Raw genomic sequence first — 20556 nt, 5'->3', positions numbered from 1 at the left:
CGCGCTAACCCCTGTCTTTCTCGATAAACGCCAGCACCACCACGCGCGGGACAACGCAGTAGGCGAGCCTGGCCTTGCGGCCTGTCTTCGTCGTCGCGCGGCCTGCGTTCAGGTCGACGGTGATGTCCTCATAGCCCAGCACCTCGCGATCGAGCGGATAGACGGCCTTGTAGACGGCTTCCTTGGCGGCAAAGAGGATGCGGCCGGCAAGATGCCGGTCGGCTGCGTCGGTGCGGTCCGCGGGTGTTGTCACGAGCGCCAAAATGTCATCCGGGAGAGGCTGCGCGGGCTCGACGTCGATGCCGAGCGAGGCGATATCGCCAACCGGTGCAACCGCCGCTACCGCCATGTCGTCGTCGTGCGCGAGCGAACCCATTATTCCCTCGGGCCAGACAGGCGCGCCGGACGGCGTGCGCAGGATGGCGGCGTCGCCGACGCCAAGCTCCGCCAGCAGTCCGTGCGCGATCCACCGGGCCGCGCCGCTGGCGCGCCGCATGCCAGGCTGGCGCGCGGGGATGGAATGCGCTTCCCCAGGCAGCAGATGGGCTTCATCGCCTTCGCCGATCAGGCGGCATCCGATCCGGACACCGCTCGGCGCGATCGCGGCCATAGCCTCCAGCAGGGTCGTTTCCTCCGATGAATTCGCAGCGGGCGGCGTCAACGATCGACCATCGGCAGGACGGCGATCATTTCTCCGTCCTCGTCGATGCCTTGTTCCACGAAGCCGGCTGCGCGATAGAGGTGGCGCGCGGCCTCGTTCTCGGGCTCGTAGCAGATCGAAACCTCCCTGATATGGTCGAGATTACCGATCTCGTCGAGCAAGGCGCGCAATGCGGCCTTGCCATAGCCTTTGCCCTGGTGGGCGCGGTCGATCATGAAGCGGTAGACCAGCGCCTCGTTGTCCGACGCATCGTACATCAGGAAACCGACGACACGGGTCCCGGCCATGATGGCGCGCGGCCGCGCGCCTTCGTCGGTTTCGGCTTCTTCGAGGGACTCCGAATTGCTGGCGAGGAAATCCCTCTGCTCCGGAGCCAGTTCCAGGGCCGCGACCAGGGCGCGGTTGGCCCTGGTCACGGCAACGAGACGGATGTCCTCGGTGTTCAAGCCGATGCCTTGGCCGAGGACTCGGTGATCGGCTCGACGAAGCGATGCAGCTTGGCCGGGTTGCCACGCCAGATCGAGTTGGGCTCCAGCTCTTCGCCCTTCATGACGAAGGAGTCGACATCGACCACCGAGCCTTCGCCCATGACGACGCCGTAGTGGACAAAGGCGGAGGGTCCGAGCGTGCAGCCCTTGCCGATGCGGATGAAGTCGGACTTGAAGGCGCCTTCCTCCAGCGAATGGGCCTGGATGACGCAGCCCTCGTTGAGGGTGGCGTCGTCGCCGATCTCCACCAGCGAGCGTTCTGTCAGATTGCTGCCGCCGTCATAGACACGGCTGCCGATCCTGACGCCCAGCATGCGCAGGATCATCGGCCGGAATGGCGTGCCGGCGAACAGCCGCACGATCGGCGAATCCGCCAGCTTCCAGTGGCGTTCATGACGCCAGAACGCCACGTCATAGATCGTCGTCATCTGCGGCTTCAGCCTGCCGAAACCAAGACTTGCCCGTTCCACGAAGATGTAGAACGGAATGGTGATCGCCGAGGTCAGCAGCACGGCGACGAACAGTGCGACTTCAGCCCATTCGGTGTAGTAGTTCAGCGCCCGGTCCCAGATAGCCAGCGTGGCGAACAGCATGACCCATTGCGTTGCCACGAACAGCAGGATCGTCACCAGATTGTGGCGGTTCTTCAACGGGATGCGCCGGCGCCGGTCGTCCTCATCGATGCCGGCGATGAGTTCCTTGTCGCGGTTCACCATGCGCGGGATTTCAAAGGCAGGCGAACCCAGAAGCCCGACATTCTCGCGCAGCGGCCCGTCGATGGGGATCATCACCTTGGTGCCGAGCAGGACGTTGTCGCCGGTGCGGCCGTCCGGCGGATAGTAGATGTTGTTGCCGAGATAGTTGCGCTCGCCGATCCTCGTCGGCTCGAGCCTGAAGGCGGCGGCGGATTTGTGCATGTTGATCATGAACAGCCCGTCCGACACCATGGTCTCGGTGCCGATCTCGCACAGAAGCGGGTTTTCGTGCTGCTGGTTGGAGCCGAAATTGGAGCCGGTCTGCACCACCTTGTTGAGGTTCCAGCCGATCGCTCGCATGTAGTGCACGATGGCCGAGCTGTCGCCGGCCAGCAGGCCGAGCACGCGCGAGTTGCTGGAGAATTCAGCGACGGTCTGCAGCCAGTAGCGGAAGCCGTACAGCGTGTAGGTGCGGCCGGGCTTCAACAGCAGGCTGACCAGGCGCGGCACCAGCGTCGCCGCCAGGAAGGATGCGGCCATGTAGCCGAACAGCGTGACCGTGGTGCCGATCGCGACGACGCCGATGGTTTCCTGGTAGTCGTCGCCGACATTTTCCCAATAGCTGTGGAACAGGAGCGGCAAGGGGGTGACGATGGCAAACAGGCCGATCAGCTGAACCGCTTCGAACAGGAAGCGCCGGATGTTGGACGGATCGACATTGCGCACCTTGCAATAGTCGGCCGTGGTTGGCACGGCCGGCGAGCCATGCCAGCGTTCGCCGTCGGGGATGCTTTGGCCGCGGTGCAGCGAGGACGAATGGCCGAGCTGGGCGCCGTCGCCGATCCTGGTGTCGATGTCGAGCGTCGAGCCGACGCCGACAAAGGCGTCGCGGCCGATGGTCAGCGGCCCGGTGTGGATATAGCCGGACTGCGCCCGGAAACCGAGGATCATCGATTCCTTGCGCAGGATGGTGTTGGCGCCGATCGAGATGAGATCGGTGCAGACGGGCACGGATTTCGATTCGATGACGGCGTTTTTGCCGAGCCTGGTGCCGAGAAGCTGCAGGTAGATGCTGTAGAGCGGGCTGCCGCGGAACAGCACGACGGGCGCGGTGCGGATCAACGTCTTGACCACCCAGAAGCGGAAGTAACGCACGCCCCAGATGGGAAACGCCTCCGCCTTCCAGCGGCCGACGAGCACCCATTTGGCGAGGACGGCAAAGCCCGACATGCCGAAGAACACGGCGGCCGAAAGCGCCACGCACCTGATGTAGAGCTGCAGCGGATCGTCGAGCGCGTCGTACATCCAGTTGAGACCACCATTGATCGCCCACAGGGCGCCATAGCTGTAGAGCCCGTAGAACATCAGCTGTGCGGCGCCGCAGGTCCAATAGGCAAGATTGGAGGCCCGCCGCGTGAGGACGGGCTCGTTGGTGGCCGTCGTCATCTCGTCCACTACGCCCAGATGCAGCGCCAGCCGCGCCACGGTCGGGTGGAGATAGATGTCGCGCATCGACGCCGTCGCCCATTCCTTCCTGGTGCGCACACGGGCGCAGAAATGCGCCATCAGCAGCGAGTTGGCGCCGAGATCGTCGAAGAAATTGTCCTCGACGGACACTTCGTCGAATTTCAGCACTGCGGCCAGCGCGTCGGCCAGGAAACGCTCGTCGTCATTGGCGGGCGCGACCATGGCGCGATCGCCCGAAAGCCGCACGCTTGTCGGCTTCGGCAGCTGGCGCAAATCCACCTTGTTGGAAACGGTCATCGGGATCGCCGGCAGCTCCTCGAGATAGGAGGGCACCATGTAGTCCGGCAGCCGCCGCTTCATCGTCCTGGCGAGGTCCGCGCGCGAGATCGCCGTCTGGCCGGCCTTCGCTGCGAAATAGGCGACGAGTTCGACGCGGCCGGGCTCGATCTCCCAGGTGGTGACGGCGGCTTGCGCGATCTCGGGCTGGTCGAGCAGCACCGCCTCGATCTCGCCGAGCTCGATGCGGTAGCCGCGGATCTTCACCTGGGTGTCGATGCGGCCGTTATACTCGATCTCGCTTTGGTCGTTGATGCGGCCAAGGTCGCCGGTGCGGTAGATGCGCTTGGACGGGTTGTTCGGCAGGCCGACGAAATCGGCGATGAATTTCTGTTCGGTCAGGTCGGGCCGGTTGAGATAGCCGACCGCGAGCCCGATGCCGGCGATGCCGATCTCGCCCAGTTCGCCCGGCTCGGCAAGCTGCGGCAGCGAAGCGTCGAGGATGACGATCGAGTAGGTCGGCAGCGGCGCGCCGATGGTGACGGGACTGTCCGGCGTCAGCGCGCCCATGGTGGCGGTGACGGTCGCCTCGGTCGGGCCATAGGTGTTCAGGATCTGCCGCCCCGGCTTCGACCAGCGCACCACCAGATTGTGCGGACAGGCCTCGCCGCCGACCAGCAGCGTGCGCAGGCTGGGCACATCCGATGTCATCGACGACAGCAGCGTCGGGCTGCAGGCGATGCAGGTGATGTCATGGAGCCGCAGGAAATCGGCGAGTTCCTCGCCCACCAGCGGCATCTGGCCAGGAGCGGGCACCACGGTCGCGCCGGCGACGAACGGCACCCAGATCTCTTCGGAGGAAAAGTCGAAGGCGATCGTCATGCCCTGGTAGACGCGGTCGCCCGGCCGGTAGCCGTAGGAGGCGGCGGCGACGCGGATGAAATTGACGAAACTCTGGTGCTTGATGACGACGCCCTTGGGCTTGCCGGTGGTGCCCGACGTGTAGAGGATGTAGCAGGTGTCGTCCGCTGAAGCGGCCTTCGCATGCGGCTGCAGCGGCGCGTCGGGCTGTTTGGTGATTTCGGCAGCAGTGCTGTCGATCAGCAGATGCGGGACCGGCAGTTGGCCGGCGCGCGACGCATAGGCGGCGATGGTGACGATCAGGCTGACGCCGGCGTCTTCGATGATGAGCGCCATCCGCTCCTCGGGAAAGGCGGTCGCCAGCGGCACGAAGGCAGCGCCCGCCTTCATCACGGCGAGCAGCGCGACATAGGTCTCCGCCGAGCGGTCGAGGATGAGCCCGATGCGGTCGCCCGGCTTCACGCCGCGCTTGACCAGCAGGCGGGCGAACTGGTTGGCCCGCCTGTCCAGCTCACGATAGGTCCAGACACGCCCATCGGAGATCACCGCCGGCAGCGCTGCGAACATCTCGGCAAGCTGTTCGAAGACGGTGTCGAGCCGCTCGCCGGGCAAGCCTTGGCGGGCAAAGTCGGCGCCCGTCAGGATTTGCCCGCGCCTGGCTGTCGCGGGGGCCGTTCTTACCAGCGCATCGACACCTGCCGGGCCGCTTTCCAGCCCCGATCGTTCCGCGTCCAGTTCGGCGATATCGACACCGTGATCCATTTCCATACTTTCCCGTCCAGGCCGGGCATTGCCCGGCACGGCCATTTTTCCAGTTGTTGTGGGATGCTTATGCCATCCGATCTTTTCGGCAGTTTTTCCGAACTGTTGAATATTGTTTCTGAACTGTGTCTGGGCGGGGTTTTGAGCCTCCCTTGGCGGCTGCGCCCGGCGGCAACGCCGGCGCGCGCGCCGGCGTTTTTCTGGAACCAGCCTTGAGGCCCCGCATTCTATGAGCAGGGACTGAAGGAGCGTGTCGTGAAAGCGGTTTTGGGACTGGTCTGCGGCTTCGTGCTGACCCTTGCGGTCTTCGGCAGCGGACTGGGCTTCGCCGCCTGGCTGCTTGCCGCAAAGCCGCCGCGCCAGGCAACGGCCACCGTCAGCGTGGCGGAGCTGTGGACCAAGAAGGCGCGGCCGGTGAACAAAGCCGGGCAGGGCCTCGAACGCCTGCCGGCCGCCCAGCCGGCGCCGCCCGACATCCCCGCCAAACCGCCGGAAACACCGCCCGACCCGACGGTCACCGGCGCCATCGCGCCCAAGGCAGCCGACCTGCCGCGTCCGCATCTCGCCTGGTGCGCCAGCCGCTATCGCTCCTACCATCCGGACGACAACAGCTATCTGTCCTACAGCGGGCAGCTGCGCCCCTGCATCTCGCCCTATCTCGAAGCCGCCGGTCAGGCCGGCCAGCCGGCCGCCGGCGATGGCGGGGAAAACGGCGCTGGCCTTGGCATCTACCTTGCCGACGATGACGGCGAAGCGCTTTCGGCCGACCATGTCGATTCCTGCTTCAGCCGTTACCGCTCCTACCGCCCGGAAGACAACTCCTACCAGCCCTATTCCGGCGGCCCGAGACGGCAATGCCAGTAGCCCCCGCGCGCCGCCGGCATGGCGATCCGATCGCGCGGATTTTCCGGAGCGTCCGCATTGGCGCGGCGTTCAACCCTGACCCCAAGGAGGACTGACCATGAGCGACGACCGGGACGACAGAATTCGTGAGCGCGCCTACCAGATCTGGGAACGGGAAGGCCGCATGCAGGGCGACCCCGAGCGGCACTGGCACCAGGCCGAGGCCGAGATCGACCGCGAGGGAGCCCTGCCGCTGACGGCGGACGATGCGCAAACCGGCGAGATCGCCAGCTCCGACGTGCTGGAGGTCGAGGCGCTGGCGGTGCGCACCGGCATCTCCGGCGACGAGGCACAGGAACTGCTCGACCGCCTGGGCAACGACCGCGCCGCGGTCGAGCAAGCCGCGCGCAGCCTCAAGGCCAAAGGGCGGCGAAACCCCGATGAGGGACTGGCGAAATAGTCGGAGGACGAAAAATGCCGGCTAGGCTGCGACGGCTGATCGGCACGAAAAGCCCGCGCCTCTGGCGGAGGACGCGGGCCGATCGGAGGGCCGATCTTCGGCAGGCGATGGAGGGCACCACCTGCCGCATCCACTAACAATTAGCTTTGGCTAATGTTCCGTCAAGTTGGATCTGAATTTGCTGCGTTGGAATGTCCCCTCCGCCGCAATTGCGCCGCTGGCCTTGGTGGCCGCCGGCAGGCAGCTTGCGTCGATGGATAGGAATTTTTTCTTGACGGGGTGAGGGCAGCTATGCTACATTTTTGCCTATGGTGCTGAGTTGCGCCAGTGACCCGCCGCCCAGGCGGGTTTTTGCGTTTTGGCCGGCGCTCGCCGAATTTCGACGTTGCCAGAAAGCGCCGACGCCAAAGCTGCCAATCTCCCCACTTGTGGGGGAGATGGCCGGCAGGCCAGAGGGGGGCGCCGCAGAGTGCCGCCTTCGAACGGGTGGATCATTTGGATCGGAACGGCGTTGAGCCCTGACACAACCGGGGAATGAGCATGGCGACGAGGCGCAGGCGCAGGTCGGCAGGCCGGGCCGCCCGGCAAGCGGAAACCTTGATCAGGGCCAATCCTAGCCAGGGAGAGCGAGATGATCCGAAAACTCAAGGACGGCAAATACCGGCTGTATTCGCGCAAGAAGGACGACAAGACCGGCAAGCGGCGCAACCTCGGAACGTTCGATACGCGCGAGGCGGCGGAGAAGCACGAGAAGGAGGTGCAGTATTTCAAGCGGCATTGAGAGGCGGCCTATGGCTGTCGCGATGGTAACCCGCCAAACGCCAATGCGGCCGGCGCTGAATACAGCCGTCACCCGCAAGATGTCTACGCCACGCGTGGTTGAGCTGGCCTGACCACGGTGGCAAGGACGATGCCGGCGACGATGAAGGCCGCACCGATCAGGTCGTAATCGTGCAAGCCCTCGCCGAGCAGCAGATAGGCGAGCACGGCCACGAACACCGTCTGCAGGTAGAGCAGCATGCTTGCCCGGCTAGCACCCAGCGTTTGCACGCTTTTGTTGTAGAGATAGTACATCAGGGCGCCGCCGGGGCCTGCCAGATAGGCGAGCGCGAGAAGGCTGTGGACGTTCATGGCGGAGCGTTCGTCGTTGAACAATTCCCACAAATGGAAAGGCAAGGCGACCAGCGCACCGGCGCCGAGCAGCAGCACGACCATCGGCAGGAGCTCGATGCCGAATTTGGCACGGCGCAAAAGCACGGTGTAGAGGCCCCAGCAGAACGCGCTGCCGACGATCCACAGTTCGCCCGCGTTGACCTTGAGCTGCAGCAGCGCCGTCAGGTTGCCGTGGGCAACGATGAAAATCATCCCGGCAAGCGCAACCAGCGCGCCAAGCGACTTCCACAGGCCGAGCGGCTCGCCAAGCACGAAACGGGCGAGCACCATCGTCATGACAGGCGACAGCGCCATGATGATGCCGGCCGTGGTGGCGTCGGTGTGGTTGAGGCCGTGGTAGATCATACCCTGGCACAGCGTCAGGCCGATCGCCCCCACGGCGACGACCTCCACGGCGCGCGTTCGCAAAAGCCCGATCATCGCGTCGTGATGACGGTGCACGATCGGCAGCAGGATGGCGCAGGCAAGCGTCAGCCGCCAGAAGCAGAGGCCCCAGGGCGGCATTTCAGGCGCCACCCATTTGGCCGCGATGTAGACACCAGCCGAAAGCAGCCAGCACAGGACGGCAGCCGGGTAGCCGGCCAGGGAGGATATGGGGCGCACGGGTTGCGCGGCTTGATGCGCTATCGGCATTGCCTGCATGTCATACCCCTTCGATGACCTCGGCCAGACGGGGGAATATAGCCTGTGTCGCTAGGTCGTGCATCCGTTTTGAAAGGCGAGAAGGAAGCTGCTCGGCCGATCGTGAAAACGAGGTCAGTCCGCCTTGTCGCCGGAAGGCATTGCGGAAACGTCCATCCACATCGCGCCCACGGCATGGCCATCGGGATCAGCGAGGTCGCGTGTATACATGAACCCATGATCTTCGATTGGATTGATGTCGGCGGTGCCACCGTTCGCGGCAGCAGCAGTGGCCATCGCATCGACCGCCTCGCGGCTGTCCAGGGACAGCGCCAGCATGACCTCGCTGGACGTCGATGGCGGGATGGGGCGCGTGGTCATGGTCTGCCATTTTTCACGGCTGAGCAGCATGAAATTGATGTGGTCGCTCCACACCATCCCCGCCGCCGCCTCACTGGTGAACCTGGGATTGTTCTTGAACCCGAGCGATTCATAGAACGCCTTGGATGCCTTCACGTCGGTCACCGGCAGGCTCACGAAAATCTTCTTGCTCATCGATCATTCCTTTGATTGTCGAGATGGCAGTACAGGCGTCTGCTGTAAGACGGTTGAGCGCCCGCGGATCCGACACCGCATCTCAACTTTTTGAATCGCCAGCGCAGCGGTTGCCGACGCACGCGTTCACTATGGGTGCCCGCTTTTCGCGAGTGCCACTGGCACCAGGCGCGATGGAGATCGACCGGGAAGCCGCCCTGCCGCTGACGGCAGACAATGCGCTGCCCGGCGAGATCGCCAGCACCGACGTGCTTGAGGTCGAGGCGCTGGTAGTGCGCATCGGCATCGGGCGACGAGGTGCAGGCGCTGATCGACAGGATGGGCAGCCGCGCGGACCTCAAGGGCAAGCGGCGGTTCTGATTGGGGCCAAATCCTAGCCAAGGGAGCCAGATGATCCGGAAACTGAAAGGCGGAAAATGCCGCCTCTATTCACGCAAGAAGGCCGAGAAGAGCGGGAAACGGCGGAACTTGGGGACGTTTGACACGCGAGAGGCGACGGAGAAGCGAGGGGAGGTGGTCGTGCTACCTGTAATGACAGCCATCCGCGTTGAACGAAGCCTTCAGCTTAGTTCTCATCACCATCTTTTGTACCGAATAGGACGTCTAACCAAGTCTTCGCTTTTCTTCCTTGGACGAGCTCAGTAATCTTGCGGACGTACTCCTGGTCGCTAGTTCTTGAGAATAGTCTCAGAGCGGGTTCTAGGGTGTCCTGCGTGCTCTTATCAGATGACCGAATAAAGTCAGCGACAGACTTGCGCCCTAGTTCAAGGAAGGAATCTAGAACAGGGGTTACCCCGCCCTCCAACGCTGGGCGCAAGATTTGACGAACAAGATTCTCCTTCTCCCTTTTGGTCTTCTCGCCAATACGCACCACTTTTGACAGCAATTGAGGAGCCAAGCGTGACGCAAGACCGATAGTTTCAGCTGTTACTCCATCGACGCGTTCACGGACGAATTTCAAGAGTTCAAGATGATAACCTGCGTCGACAGTGTTCATCACTGAGTCATATTCTATAGCCACGTGCGCGGGGGCGATTGAGCCATCAAGAACACCGAGAATAAATTGAACGAATGAGTCCTTCAGAGCGGTTGATTCTGGCATATAGCCCGATGATTTTGCCTTCTGGAACAAGAGGTGTGCAAAGCTGTCACCCGACACCAGATGGTCTAACCATTCGGCTTTTGGAACGCCATCCAGCAACGCAGTCGCGCCAACATGGACGGCCTTCCATTCGTGATCTGACAAATTTCGTGTGTCCATCAAGATTTCGGGCGGGTAGGATTCGGTCCCAAGCTTCGCCAAGGCATTGGATTCGATTAGTGCCCCCAATTTTGGTAGCGAGCCACCGAAAGCTGCGCCGAGCACCTGTTTCAGGTATTGATAATGTTTGAATAGATCACTGACGCTGATCCACGGTGCTCTGTCTCTTGAGAATGCTGCTCGGATCACGGCGGTGACAAATGTATTGCCGGGATTGGCGCTTCCGAAGGCTACCCAGCGAGGTAGACGGAAGGTGGCCACGGCTTGCTCCGCGACAATTGTGTGCTGCTCTAGCGTTAGTCCGACAGATCCATCCAACATCTGACCAAACCAGGCGAACTCGTCCTGCGCGCTGGCGATTTTTAGGCCGTTTGCGGCGGCTCGGACGGGGGACGGCATGCCGCCTCCCAGATACAAGTCGGAAGCTAAGAACGCTGCGTGGGCTACTCCCTCATCGTCCAGCTTTTCCGAGAACGCGAGGAAAAGGTTTTCGTAAAATGTCGAGCTACTGAACAGCGAAGACAGGTCGATGCTCTTGCTTTTAGTGATTCCCGTATAAGAAAAAACCTTGCTAAGCAGAGATACGCGATCTGTGATCGCTGTCCCGTCTTCCAGTTTCTCGGCCACTAGCGACGATATCAAATGGGTGGCGATGCTTATCCACTGCTCGTCTGAGACTATTGAGGCAGTTTTGAAACCCGCAAAAGCAGGCAAGCTGTCAGCAGTTTGGTCGACTGCCAGTGTCTCCAAGAGGTCGGCATGCGATGAGAGGTCGATCGAGAATTTCGCAACCTTGGTCATCCTGATTGAAGTGGTTTGCGCTTCCGCCGCGAAGCCAAATAGAAATAGAGGATTCGATGGCAAAGTTACCTTCTTCAACGAAACGTCAGGCAAACTAACACCAGCTTCCTGCATTGCTTTCGAAATGTCAGATAAGAATCTCACAAATTGTCGGCCCTTGGATTGATCGAGGCTGGCGGCTCCTACGACCCCAACAGACGCAGCGTCAAGAAAATGATCGGCAACACGTTGGCGGTCACTTGGGAGACAAACACCGATCAATTTTTGATAGAGCGCCGTCTCTCGGCCCACAATTAGAGAGGGAATATTGCAAAAAGATTCCACCAGAGATTTATTCAGATGGAGTGCCGCCTCGCCACTATAATTTGCAAGAAGATCGCAAACGTTGCTGACCACAATGCTGAAGCGTCCGCCGCTGCTCCACTCGTTGGTATTGTCGGAAAAAACTTCGTTAAGGCGCACATCAAAGCCTGGCGCTTTGGAAAGATCGATCAGCCTATTTGAAGATTCTGCAATTGCCGCGCTCTTGATTTCCCCATCTAGGAGTATCTGGAACGCTAGCTCAGGCTCGACGTTAAATAGGATTGCTGCGAGGTTTTTTTCTAAGTTCTTGTCTCCGGCCAGGGATTTAAGGTGCTCGTCTACGAGGTTTTCGTTTGCTAGTGCGGATGGCCTATTTTCCAGTTTGTCCTGCACCGCCAGATACACGGCAACTGTAGGCGCTCCGATCTGTCCGCCATGGAGAACGTAGAGCCCTGTCAATTCATTGATGTACGATATGACCTGGCGCGGAGTCGCACGCCCGCCGCCCGCATCTATTATCCAATTAAATATAAGATACACGCGGAAAAGCGCGTCCTCATCACTCAAATCGGGGAGCGACTGTGCCATCTTATCTTTGAAGAAATCTCGAGTATTTGACATGACTGGAGGGGCAACAGTGAGAATTTCGTCAAAAGTTTTTGCGAAAATTTCCTTTGATTTAAGAGATGAATTTGAGTTTTCGGGTTTATCAGATGCTTCTGACGAAGCGGCAGGTTCTATCAGTCTGCGATCATATGGCACAATTGCAGTAATATGATTATTGGTCGTTGCCGGAGCCTCAGAATGTGTTCGGGAAAAGATCGACCGAACTAGCGCCCAATATTCGGCTATTTCGTTTGGCGGAAGTCGATCAATGTTGTCCAGAACCATAACGACTTTATTGTGTTTATCTTGTATTGTGGTAAGTATCTCTCGAAGGATAGATTGAAATTCAAAATCGTTTGGGTCTGTCTCCCTAATATATTGTGTAACTTTTTGATGTTCATACTGTTTGGCGCCGATCAGGAGCGTTCGAGAGAGTGCAAAACGAAACCGTGCCCATACAGTCGTTCCTTCCGTGACGTTCGTCCGATATTTTAGGATGGCAACGGCAAACGTGACAATCAGAAAGCCATAGACAAAGATCATCGGAGCGGAATAAAGGTATTCCTCTTGGTGTTGATTTTTTGTCAACTCATCAAACGTTGATTTGCTCCAAAGCACATATATTGGAATAAAAGGCACTGACAAAAGAACTCCGATTCCGTACCAATCTAATATTAGATTGTTATCGGTATCGACCTCTCGTATCTTTCCGCGGATTTTGTTCTCAAGAATATCCAGCTTGCTCAGCTTTTTTGGAAATTCAATTTTTGCCCATGATATGAAGTGCTCCAAGAAGGATCGCCGAAATGCAGATCCTTGTGATTTCCATATATCAAACGCGAAAAATGAGAAATTGATTTTGCCATTGCCATTTGACTGATGGAGTTTTCGCTCAGCAATTCCAACAACGCTCGATTTTCCGCTCCCCCACGGCCCGTCTAGTCCTATTGCGCGATCGGCATCCTTGAAATTTCGTATTGCTGAAGCCAAAGCCGAAGCCGTTCTGTCGTGACCTTGGCCATGAAATAAATCTTCCTCAGATGGCTCATCGAGGAGAATATTTCGGCGGATATCAGGCTTGCTCATTACCGGATCTTTCGCTGTCTTCGTTCTGACGCTAAGGTGCCCTTTCGGTAACTAAGTGATAGGCCTCGATCGCTATCGGCAATTCACCCGGCTACCCGGTTTGACAGCATCTACGTCTTCGGCGGACCGCAACGCCCCTTGAGAATGGCGATCTCAGCCTCGTGGTCACCTCCGGACATGGATGCGACCGGCACACCAATCAGGAACACCCCCAGGGCATCTCCGGTCGCAGCTTTGTTCTGCTGGTTTGATATGACGGCAAGACGCTCTCTGTCGGCTTGGGTACAGGGGCCCGAATTTGGAATTCCCAATATCCTGTCCGGCGGTGTGGCACATCCCGCGAGACTGGCCAGCACCGATATTGTCAAAACAGTACGTTTCACTATTCCCCCACTTTTCAATAAAACCCACCCGTCGATAACATTGCGCGGTGCGTGACATTGCACAAGTATTCGGCACAGCGTCATACACGACTATTTTTGACAAATGGCGCTAATATCCGTCGCACTTGACCGGCCGCTGGGGTTGTAAATGGCGTTGCTGGTGACAGGGGAAGGTCGCGTCAAGTCGTACCTTGCGGGGCTTCCCAAGCGGTCGCGAAGCGGTCGAGCATCCTTGCCGCAAGCACCCGGCGGCTGTCAGGAACCCATCGTTTCGGCGCGCTCTCCACCCCTCGCATTAACCATTCGTTAACCATTCCCTCGCTAGCGTTTACCTGTCAGTAAGGATTCGCCAGCCGTGACCTTTGCCGCCCCCCTCGAGGCCAAATCCATCCGCTTTCGTGCCCGCTCTTTCGTCGCTTTCACATTGACGCCGGAGGCGCCTTTGGACGTGTGGCTGGAGGGGCTGGATCACTGGATCGGCAACTCGCCGGGCTATTTTGCCGGGCGGCCGGTGGTGCTTGATCTCAACACTTTGAAGCCCGATGTCGCGGCGATCGAATCGCTGGTCGGCGTGCTTGGCCATCGCGGCATCCGTATCTACGCCATCGAGCTCGACGGCCACACCGCACTCGAGCCCAACCTGCCGCCGGTGCTGGTCGGCGCCAAGGAGGCGACGACGGATGGCCTGCTGCCCCGCAGGGCGCGGGAGGATGTTTCCGGAGAGGGCAAGGCCGAGAGCGGGGCGCCTGAAGCCGGCCCGGACAAGGACAGCGTCGGCAAGGCTGACGCAAGCAAGGCGGGCGATAGCGAGCCGCAGGTTGAAGCTTCGGGCACGCTGATGATCAAGGCGCCGATTCGTTCGGGCCAGGCGATCGTGCATCCGCATGGCGATGTCATCGTGCTGGGTTCTGTCGCTTCCGGCTCGGAGATCATCGCGGCGGGCTCGATCCATGTCTACGGCACGCTGCGCGGGCGCGCTTCGGCGGGTGCGCTCGGCAACAGGGGCGCGCGCATCTTCTGCCGCAAGAACGAGGCCGAGCTTCTGGCGGTCGACGGCTGGTATGTCACCGCCGAGGAGATGGAAGGCGTTTCGCGCGGCAAGCCGGTGCAGGCGTTTCTCGACGGCGACGCGTTGCGGGTTTCGACGCTGAGCTGACATTCGTTTCGATATTGGGGCGGCCGGGCCGCTCGACCAAGAAAACAACAACGGAGGCTTTTCAATGGGCAAGGTAGTGGTGGTCACCTCGGGCAAGGGGGGCGTCGGCAAGACGACCTCGACGGCGGCCCTCGGGGCGGCCGTGGCCAAGACCGGCAAGAAGGTGGCGCTCGTCGACTTCGACGTCGGCCTGCGCAACCTCGACCTGATCATGGGCGCTGAGCGGCGCGTGGTGTTCGACCTCGTCAACGTCATCCAGGGCCAGGCGAAACTCTCGCAGGCGCTGATCCGTGACAAGCGGGTCGAGACGCTGTTCCTGCTGCCGGCCTCGCAGACGCGCGACAAGGATGCGCTGACCGAAGAAGGCGTCGGCGAAGTCATCGACAAGCTGCGCTCGGTGTTCGACTATGTGTTCTGCGACAGCCCGGCCGGCATCGAGCGCGGCGCGCAGCTCGCCATGCGCTTTGCCGACGAGGCGGTCATCGTCACCAATCCGGAAGTGTCGTCGGTGCGCGATTCCGATCGCATCATCGGCCTGCTCGATGCCCGCACCTTGCGGGCCGAGCAGGGCGAGCAGATCGCCAAGCATGTGCTGGTGACGCGCTACGATGCCGCCCGCGCCTCGCGCGGCGAGATGCTGTCCATCGACGACGTGCTGGAAATCCTGTCGGTGCCGCTGCTCGGCATCATTCCGGAAAGCCAGGATGTGCTGCGCGCCTCCAACCTCGGTTCGCCGGTGACGCTGTCGGAGCCGCTCAACACTGCTGCCAAGGCCTATATCGACGCTGCCAGGCGGCTGGAGGGCGAGGAATTGCCCGTCATCGTGCCCTTCGAGCGCAAGGGCTTCCTCGATCGTCTTTTGGGAAGGAGGGCGGCATGAACCTGCTCGACATCTTCAAGCGGCGCTCCAGCGCCCCGGTGGCGCGCGAGCGGCTGCAAGTGCTGCTCGCCTATGAGCGCCGCAACCGCAGCCAGCCCGACCTCGTCTCCATCCTGCGCGAGGAGATCATGGCCGTCATCGCCAAGCATGTGCAGATCGACCAGGATTATCTGCAGGTCTCGATGGATCGCGGCGAGACCATGTCGACGCTGGAGATCGACATCCAGATCCCCAACAAGAGCGCCGTGCCGCTGGCCATGGCGGGGTGAGGGCAAGTTAGGGGGAGCCGCGATCCTTCGCGCCCCCCTCTGTCCTGCCGGACATCTCCCCCACAAGTGGGGAGATTGGCAATTTCTGCGCTTCAGGTCTTCTTGCAACGTTGGCGATTGGCGAAAGCCCGCATGACGTCCAATCTCCCCCCATGTGGGGGGAGATGTCCGGCAGGACAGGGGGGGGCGCTGTCCCGCCGGCAGAACCGGCATCGCACCCTCGCACCGCATCGCTCGCGCCATCCAAACCCCTAAAATGTCCCAAATTTACCTTTGTGCCGACGGGGCTTCCCCTGCGCAAGCAGCGGATGTAAGGATATATTAGCAATTTGTTAAGTTCTAAGCGAGGTATGCGTAAGGGGAGTTTGGTGATGAACTTCAGAGGCCTGATCAAGCGTGCTGAAGACGTGGATAAAGCAATCCAGGACCTGCAGATCGATTTGGCGGACGCGCTGGATGCAAGTCTCGACGCCGACGACCTGGCGCCGCCAGAGAGCGACGATGTGCCGGATGCCCAGGCGGCATCCGATGACGGGCCACCCCAGGCCGATGCGGCAAATGACGACAATGCCGGGAATGCCGAGGATGCGGGCGCTGCGGACAGTTCCGAAACCGCGCCAAGACTGACCGCCCATACACAGACCCGGCTGGCTGCATTGAGCGCCTTCGAGGGACTCTTCCACGACGCCAGGGACTATCTGGAGGAGATCAACGACAAGCTGTCGGAGATCGGCACCTCACACCATCTGACGCGCGAATTCCTCAACATCCTGCACAGCGACATCCTGCGCGCCAACGAGCTGGAGGTCGCCAATGCCGCCCTGGCCGCCGAACAGAGGGCGCTGTCGGAAAAGCTGCACGATGCGACGAGAAAGCTGCGCGAGCGTGACGGCGCGTTCGAAGCGCTGCAGCAGCGCGAGACAAGCCTGGTCCAGGACCGGGAGACGCTTCGTGCGGCACTTGCCGCGGTCAGGCTGGAACTCGTCGAGACAGCCAATGCGAGCGCCAAACGCGAAGCGGAGTTCGGCGACATCGCCAAGCGGCTGACCGCCAGGACGGTCGAGGCCAACAGGCGCTTGCGCGAAAGCAAGATGCTGCGCGAAAAGCACGTCAACCTGTCGATCGAACTCGACAAGGCGCTGAAGCGGGAATCGCAGGCGCGCCACCGGCTCGACGAGCTGTCGGCGGTCCATGCCACCGAAGCAGCGCGGCTGGCGGAGCTGCTGGCGGCGCTCGGCAAGAGCGAGAAAGAGGAGATGCGGCTGCAGAAGTCGCTCGAGGCGGCACAGGCGAAACTGTCGGAAACGACCGAAGCGGCCCGCATGATGGAAGGCGACAAGGAAGCCGAGCTGGCTCGCAGCCAGGCGGAAATGCGCGGGTTGAGCTCGGAGATCCAGAACCTGCAATCGCGGCTGGAGCAGGTGTCGAGCGAAAACAGCGAAGCCGCGGGCGAGATCGCCAGGCTCAAGAGCGAACTGAACGATGCCCTGGCCGAAAAGAAGATCGCCGATGAAAGATTGTCCGCGCTGAGCCAGGAGAGCGAAAGCGACAAGATGAGTCTTTCCAAGGTGAACGCCAACCTTTCTCAGCTGACGCTGCAACAGGCGTCCGAACAGATACAGTTCGACGTGCAGAGGCAGGAGTGCGAGGACCTCAAGGCCGAAATCGCCTCGCTCAATGCCCGGATCAAGGAACTGCTGCCCTATGAGCGGCTCCACAAGGCCACCAATGGCAGGCCGCGCGAGGACGGCGTGGTCGAGATGGCCGGGGCGATGGCGAAGAAAGCACGGACGACGGGCAGGCGGCGCATGCGCAGGAATGTCGGCGCCGCCACCTGAAGCGTGTCGCGCCTGAAGGGGTTCAGGCTACCAGGTCTTTGTTTGTGCATAGGAGGCCGGCACCTCACCCGGAGAGTAAGTCCAATGGGGCACCGGCCAGGCGGATCGACAGGTCCGCCGCACAGACAAGGTAGCGCGCCTCGGTCCCGCACGGCATTGGTGCGATCACGGAAGGTGCCAGCGGCAATTCCCCTGGCTTGTGATTCGAACCCTTGCGACGACCCGCCGGCCGGAGGCTGCAGACACGCCCAGGATAAGATCGCGGGCCGGCCCGGCGCCTTCTCAGTCGAGCGGTTCGTGCTGGTAAAGCTCGTCCATGCTGAGCGAGGCCAGGGCGCCGAAAGGGGCCTGCTTTTTCACGCGGCCGCCGCTCAGGATGACCACGTCGTCGCAGAACGAGATGGTGCTGTGGTGATGGCTGATGACGATGGTCGTGCGGCGGCCGGCTCTCGACTTCAGGGTCTCGACGATGGCCGCTTCCGACAGCCCGTCCACGGCATTGGTGGCCTCGTCCAGGATGAGGAGATCGGGATCGCGCACCAGGGCTCTCGCCAAGGCGATGCGCTGCCTCTGTCCCGCCGACAGATTGACGCCCCTGTAGCCAACCAGGGTCTCGTAGCCCTGAGGCAGCCTTTCGATGAATTCATGCGCTTCGGCCAGTCTTGCGGCGGCCTCGGCATCGCTGGCTGTCGCGGCATCCTGGCCGTAGATTATGTTTTCAAAAATGCTGCCGTCGACCAGTTCCAGTTCCTGGCTGGCCAGGGCGATGTGCCGGCGCCACTGGCTGGCGTCGATCCGGTCGAGCGGCGATCCATCGACGAGGATGCTGCCGGTGTCCGGTTCGACGAAGCGGCACAGGAGATTGACGATCGTCGTCTTGCCGGCGCCCGAGCGGCCGATCAGCGCCGTCGAGCGGCCACCGCGGATCTCGAATGCCGCCGCGTGCAGCACCACCTCGCGCCGGTCCGTGCCGGAATAGGTGAATGTCACATCGTCGAACTTGATGCCCTGGCGCAGGCCGTGGAATGGCCCGTCGCCTTGCGGCGGTTGCGGCTTGCCTGCGGGATCCAGCAGCCAAGTCACCTCCTCAAGCGATCCGCTCAGGCCTTGCATCTGGCTCCACGACCCCTGCAGGGCCCGCATATGCGGCTGCAGCCTGTAGAGCAGGATGACGAAGGCGATGATCAGCGGGAAACTCACCTGCGCCAGCCAGGCGCCGATCACCACCGCCAGGAACAGCATGGCGTGGAGAACCTCCGTCAGCGGCGGCAGCGCTCCCTGGCGCACCAGCAGCGCGAAGGAGGCGCGGCGAACCGCATCCGACGCCGTGTCGAATATCGCTTTTTCCCGGTTCTCCTGTCCGAAGATGCGGATCAGCCGTCCGGCATGCACAAGGTGAAGCATCTGCGAGGCGAGGTGGCCGTTGCGCGAGGCGACGCTGCGGCTTGGCTCCTTCAGATTGGCTGAGAGGATGGCGTGCGCGATCTGGACGAGCGCCAGTCCGAGCGTGACCAAAAGCGTCATGCGCCACGAAAGCAGCAGCAGGAAAGCCAGGAGGATGATGGCGGCCGATGCGCTGACGATGGCCGACAGCATGATCTGGATCGCATCGGAAGCCCGCCAGGATTCGTTGGAGATGATGTTGAGCAGGCGTCCTGGGTTCTGCCGCAGGAAGAACGGGTAGCCGACCCGCAACAGCTGCTCCGACAGGGCGCTGCGGATGGAATGGCTTGCCTTGCCGGAGATGAAGGTCGTCAGCAGCGTGTTGGCGAAGGCGAAGACGTTCTTCAGGATGATCGAGCCGAGGATGGCGGCCGAAATGACGATCAGCCGGTCGCGCTCGCTCAAGCCCGATCCGACGTGCTGGAGGACGGCGGAGAAGCCTGCCATTCCGGCGGCATCCCCGTGTCCCATGATGATGCCCAGCAACGGGATGATCAGGCCGATGCCGAACCCTTCGAGGACGGCGCTGACCAGGCCGAGAATCACCACCGCCGGAAGCAGGCGCAGTTGCCGCTTTCCGAACGCCCGGAACAGCATCGGCAGGTTTGGCGGCAGCATTGGCATTACAGCGTTTCACCTCGCCTGGGCATTGGCTTGTTGATCTTGGCGCACCGGTTCGGCTCGCGGCCGTCTGACCAGCAGGAGAACCGCGAACCTGGCCGCGCCGAGCAAATTCATGGCGACGATCGGCCAGTGCGGCAGGTTGAGTTCACGATCGAAGGCGGGTCCTCCCGCCAATTCCCTGAAAGCCCCTCTTGCGGCCCAGTAGAAATGGCGAAGCAGCCAGGGCGCGTGGCGAACATGCTTCAGGCAGAGCCCGCCATTGCCCAGGCTGTAGTCGCGATGCAGCTTTTCGATGGCTTTGCGATCCCGCCGGCCGTGATGGTGGAAAATCGTCATGTCAGGCACATACTCGACCGCGATGCCGAGCAGCATCGCGCGCACGAGGTAATCGGTATCCTCGGCCGACCGCAATGGTCCGCCGGCGCCGAAGCGTTCGTCGAAATAGCCGATGCGGGCCGCTACATCGCGGTGCATCGTCATGTTGCAGCCCAGCACGAAACCGCCGGGATGAACATCTGGCGTCAGCCGCTCGCGCGCCCACGACCGCTTGATGGTGAACGGCAAATCCCTGGCATCGCCAAGCTCGACACGGCCGCCCCGGATGAGCCATTGTTCCCCGGACGCATAGTGTCGCTCCAGATCGCGCAGATAGTCGCGATGGAGCGCGCAGTCGTCGTCGACGAAGACCAGCACACGGCCGCGCGCGCGCCTCAGCCCGGCGTTGCGCGCAGCCGCCAATCCGGGGCGCGGCTCGCAAACGGGCGTGAACGGAATGTCCGACGCAGCCGCGATGCTGGCCAGGCGTTCGGCCGTGCGGTCGCTCGAACCGTTGTCGACGACCACGAGTTCGGCGGCGAAGCCGGCATGTGCGCGGCATGCGGCTTGCACCGACTTGATGCAGGCATCGAGCACGGCGACGCGGTTGCGCGTGCAGATGATGAAGCTGACTTCCGGCGCCGCTCGTTCCGGGCGGGGACCGGCCGGGGCGGGGCCAAGCGCCGTCGAACGATCGCGCTGCAGGGGTTGGTTGGCTTTGACGATCAT

16 protein-coding genes are annotated in these 20556 nt (G+C 61.7%); 8 read left to right on the top strand and 8 right to left on the bottom strand.

Translation table 11 applies throughout. The features are described from left to right. Positions 1-4: 4 nt before the first annotated feature. From LB559_RS16785 to LB559_RS16775, 3 genes are read right to left on the bottom strand one after another with little or no spacing between them, the layout of a single operon-like run. Positions 5-610: a 4'-phosphopantetheinyl transferase gene (locus LB559_RS16785; RefSeq protein WP_224674539.1), complete on the bottom strand. Its 606-nt coding sequence runs from the start codon at positions 608-610 to the stop codon at positions 5-7. A 47-nt stretch (positions 611-657) separates the two neighbouring features. After that, positions 658-1107 carry a GNAT family N-acetyltransferase gene (locus tag LB559_RS16780; RefSeq protein WP_224674538.1) on the bottom strand — a complete coding sequence of 150 codons (450 nt, stop codon included), beginning with the start codon at positions 1105-1107 and terminating at the stop codon, positions 658-660. Then, positions 1104-5216 (bottom strand): Pls/PosA family non-ribosomal peptide synthetase, encoded by a 4113-nt coding sequence (locus LB559_RS16775; protein WP_224674537.1) that lies wholly within the window; start codon positions 5214-5216, stop codon positions 1104-1106. Before LB559_RS16775 ends, LB559_RS16780 begins: the two co-directional genes overlap by 4 nt. Positions 5217-5465: 249 nt before the next feature. On the opposite strand from LB559_RS16775, the gene LB559_RS16770 reads away from it, so the two are divergent. The 3 genes from LB559_RS16770 (at position 5466) to LB559_RS16760 (ending at position 7294) form a co-directional block, all read left to right on the top strand. Further along, positions 5466-6074, top strand: coding sequence for a BA14K family protein (locus tag LB559_RS16770; RefSeq protein ID WP_224674536.1), 609 nt, complete (start codon positions 5466-5468; stop codon positions 6072-6074). 97 nt (positions 6075-6171) lie between these two features. Continuing rightward, positions 6172-6513 carry a DUF2934 domain-containing protein gene (locus LB559_RS16765; protein ID WP_024501694.1) on the top strand — a complete coding sequence of 114 codons (342 nt, stop codon included), beginning with the start codon at positions 6172-6174 and terminating at the stop codon, positions 6511-6513. A 631-nt stretch (positions 6514-7144) separates the two neighbouring features. Continuing rightward, entirely contained in the window at positions 7145-7294 is a 150-nt protein-coding gene (locus LB559_RS16760) for a hypothetical protein (protein ID WP_086081318.1), read from the top strand. A gap of 83 nt (positions 7295-7377) precedes the next feature. On the opposite strand, the gene LB559_RS16755 is transcribed toward LB559_RS16760, so the two are convergent. Together LB559_RS16755 and LB559_RS16750 are read right to left on the bottom strand one after the other, a co-directional pair. Continuing rightward, positions 7378-8328: a DMT family transporter gene (locus LB559_RS16755; protein WP_224674535.1), complete on the bottom strand. Its 951-nt coding sequence runs from the start codon at positions 8326-8328 to the stop codon at positions 7378-7380. 114 nt (positions 8329-8442) lie between these two features. Further along, on the bottom strand, positions 8443-8862 hold the full coding sequence (locus LB559_RS16750) for a VOC family protein (RefSeq protein ID WP_224674534.1): 420 nt from the start codon (positions 8860-8862) through the stop codon (positions 8443-8445). Positions 8863-9014: 152 nt separating this feature from the next. On the opposite strand from LB559_RS16750, the gene LB559_RS16745 reads away from it, so the two are divergent. Continuing rightward, positions 9015-9239, top strand: coding sequence for a hypothetical protein (locus LB559_RS16745; protein WP_411970059.1), 225 nt, complete (start codon positions 9015-9017; stop codon positions 9237-9239). A gap of 188 nt (positions 9240-9427) precedes the next feature. On the opposite strand, the gene LB559_RS16740 is transcribed toward LB559_RS16745, so the two are convergent. Beyond that, positions 9428-12919, bottom strand: a complete 3492-nt coding sequence (locus tag LB559_RS16740) for a P-loop NTPase fold protein (protein ID WP_224674533.1) — start codon at positions 12917-12919, stop codon at positions 9428-9430. Between the two features lie 738 nt (positions 12920-13657). Here LB559_RS16740 and minC point away from each other — a divergent pair. The 4 genes from minC (at position 13658) to LB559_RS16720 (ending at position 17445) form a co-directional block, all read left to right on the top strand. After that, the gene (minC, locus tag LB559_RS16735) at positions 13658-14458 is read left to right on the top strand and encodes a septum site-determining protein MinC (protein WP_127369379.1); all 801 of its coding nucleotides are present in this window, start codon (positions 13658-13660) and stop codon (positions 14456-14458) included. A 64-nt stretch (positions 14459-14522) separates the two neighbouring features. Continuing rightward, positions 14523-15338, top strand: a complete 816-nt coding sequence (minD, locus tag LB559_RS16730; RefSeq protein ID WP_024501687.1) for a septum site-determining protein MinD — start codon at positions 14523-14525, stop codon at positions 15336-15338. Further along, entirely contained in the window at positions 15335-15607 is a 273-nt protein-coding gene (minE, locus tag LB559_RS16725) for a cell division topological specificity factor MinE (protein WP_024501686.1), read from the top strand. Before minD ends, minE begins: the two co-directional genes overlap by 4 nt. 371 nt (positions 15608-15978) lie before the next feature. After that, positions 15979-17445 carry a hypothetical protein gene (locus LB559_RS16720; RefSeq protein ID WP_224674532.1) on the top strand — a complete coding sequence of 489 codons (1467 nt, stop codon included), beginning with the start codon at positions 15979-15981 and terminating at the stop codon, positions 17443-17445. A gap of 282 nt (positions 17446-17727) precedes the next feature. Here LB559_RS16720 and LB559_RS16715 read toward each other — a convergent pair whose 3' ends face one another. Together LB559_RS16715 and LB559_RS16710 are read right to left on the bottom strand one after the other, a co-directional pair. Then, a complete protein-coding gene (locus tag LB559_RS16715) occupies positions 17728-19512 on the bottom strand; it encodes an ABC transporter ATP-binding protein (RefSeq protein ID WP_224674531.1) in 1785 nt (594 codons plus the stop codon). A 9-nt stretch (positions 19513-19521) separates the two neighbouring features. Next, on the bottom strand, positions 19522-20556 hold the full coding sequence (locus LB559_RS16710; protein ID WP_224621218.1) for a glycosyltransferase family 2 protein: 1035 nt from the start codon (positions 20554-20556) through the stop codon (positions 19522-19524).

It is taken from the genome of Mesorhizobium sp. BR1-1-3 (genome assembly GCF_020165455.1).
Classification (GTDB): Bacteria; Pseudomonadota; Alphaproteobacteria; order Rhizobiales; family Rhizobiaceae; genus Mesorhizobium; species Mesorhizobium ciceri.
This window is presented reverse-complemented; position numbering and strand designations above follow the sequence as displayed.

Bases quoted from the DNA above. Each gene is read 5' to 3' on its own strand.
- LB559_RS16785 (WP_224674539.1), bottom strand. From the start codon at position 610: ATGGCCGCGATCGCGCCGAGCGGTGTCCGGATCGGATGCCGCCTGATC.
- LB559_RS16775 (WP_224674537.1), bottom strand. From the start codon at position 5,216: ATGGAAATGGATCACGGTGTCGATATCGCCGAACTGGACGCGGAACGA.
- LB559_RS16765 (WP_024501694.1), top strand. From the start codon at position 6,172: ATGAGCGACGACCGGGACGACAGAATTCGTGAGCGCGCCTACCAGATC.
- LB559_RS16760 (WP_086081318.1), top strand. From the start codon at position 7,145: ATGATCCGAAAACTCAAGGACGGCAAATACCGGCTGTATTCGCGCAAG.
- LB559_RS16755 (WP_224674535.1), bottom strand. From the start codon at position 8,328: ATGCAGGCAATGCCGATAGCGCATCAAGCCGCGCAACCCGTGCGCCCC.
- LB559_RS16750 (WP_224674534.1), bottom strand. From the start codon at position 8,862: ATGAGCAAGAAGATTTTCGTGAGCCTGCCGGTGACCGACGTGAAGGCA.
- LB559_RS16740 (WP_224674533.1), bottom strand. From the start codon at position 12,919: ATGAGCAAGCCTGATATCCGCCGAAATATTCTCCTCGATGAGCCATCT.
- minD (WP_024501687.1), top strand. From the start codon at position 14,523: ATGGGCAAGGTAGTGGTGGTCACCTCGGGCAAGGGGGGCGTCGGCAAG.
- minE (WP_024501686.1), top strand. From the start codon at position 15,335: ATGAACCTGCTCGACATCTTCAAGCGGCGCTCCAGCGCCCCGGTGGCG.
- LB559_RS16720 (WP_224674532.1), top strand. From the start codon at position 15,979: ATGAACTTCAGAGGCCTGATCAAGCGTGCTGAAGACGTGGATAAAGCA.
- LB559_RS16715 (WP_224674531.1), bottom strand. From the start codon at position 19,512: ATGCCAATGCTGCCGCCAAACCTGCCGATGCTGTTCCGGGCGTTCGGA.
- LB559_RS16710 (WP_224621218.1), bottom strand. From the start codon at position 20,556: ATGATCGTCAAAGCCAACCAACCCCTGCAGCGCGATCGTTCGACGGCG.